Consider the following 1,012-nt stretch of genomic DNA (forward strand, 5'->3'; position numbering starts at 1 on the left):
CCTGCACGCCGAACACGCGCTTGAACCCCTGCACCGGTCGAAAGTGGTCCGGCTGGGGTGCCATGCGCCGGAAGTGCACACCGCCCTGCGCCACCGCGGTCGCGAGCGCGGCGACGGCGGTGACGCCGAGCATCGGGCCGATGATGGTGCCCACCGACGCCATGGCCTCACCGAACACCCGGTTCATGGTGCCGATCGTCGGGTCCGCGATCACGGTCTGCACCGCGGCGAGCTGGGACGTGCCGGCCGCTGCCGCGTTCCCGACCGCCGCCGGCATCATGACGGCCGCGGCCGCGATCCCGACCCACGCGCCGAGGTCCTGCGACCGCCCGAGCTGCCCCTTGCGGTGCACCTCGCGCATGCGCTTGTCGGTCGCCTTCTCGGACCGCTCTCCACTGTCGGACACGGGACGTCACCCCCTGCCCGTGATCGCCTGGACGGCGTCGCCGGTGAGCGACGACACCACCGAGGGCAGGGCCATGACGAGGGCGCCCGCGAACAGCACCGTCAGGCCGATCTTGATCGGGAACCCCATCTGGAACGCGTTGAGCGCCGGCGCCACGCGGGTGAGGAGCCCGAGCCCGACGTCGGCGAGGAAGAGCACGACGACGAGGGGCCCCGCGATCTGGAGCGTCGACAGGAACATCTGCGTCAGGGCGTGCACGAGCACCCCGGAGAACCCGCCGAGCGCGAAGCCCCCCGGGGTGCCGTCCGCGCCGACGAGCGGCACCGCGTCGAAGGACCGGACGAGTCCGGCGACGATGAGCTGGTACCCGCCCGAGGCGAACAGGAGCGCGAGGGCGGTCATCTGGAACAGCCGCGTGAACTGCGCTCCCTGCACCTGGGACTGCGGGTCGAAGGCGGCCGCGAGCGTGAACCCGCCGAAGAGGTCGATGAGCGCTCCGGCGGACTGCACGGCGGCGAACACGAGGGAGACGAGGAACCCGAGCGCGAGGCCGACGACGAGCTGCGTCACCAGGGCGACGACGAACCCCCCGGTGTCGAGGCTCGC

2 protein-coding genes are annotated in these 1,012 nt (G+C 72.4%); both read right to left on the bottom strand.

Features of this window, described 5'->3' with window-relative positions:
* Nucleotides 1–406: EscU/YscU/HrcU family type III secretion system export apparatus switch protein (locus I59_RS06055; protein WP_022903095.1), on the bottom strand; the 406-nt coding region annotated here is incomplete at its 3' end.
* Nucleotides 407–412: 6 nt separating this feature from the next.
* A partial coding sequence (locus I59_RS06060) for a flagellar biosynthetic protein FliR (RefSeq protein WP_022903096.1) occupies nucleotides 413–1,012 on the bottom strand: 600 nt, incomplete at its 5' end.

Origin of the sequence: Curtobacterium sp. B8 (assembly GCF_000333315.1) — a bacterium.
GTDB classification, from domain to species: domain Bacteria; phylum Actinomycetota; class Actinomycetes; order Actinomycetales; family Microbacteriaceae; genus Curtobacterium; species Curtobacterium luteum.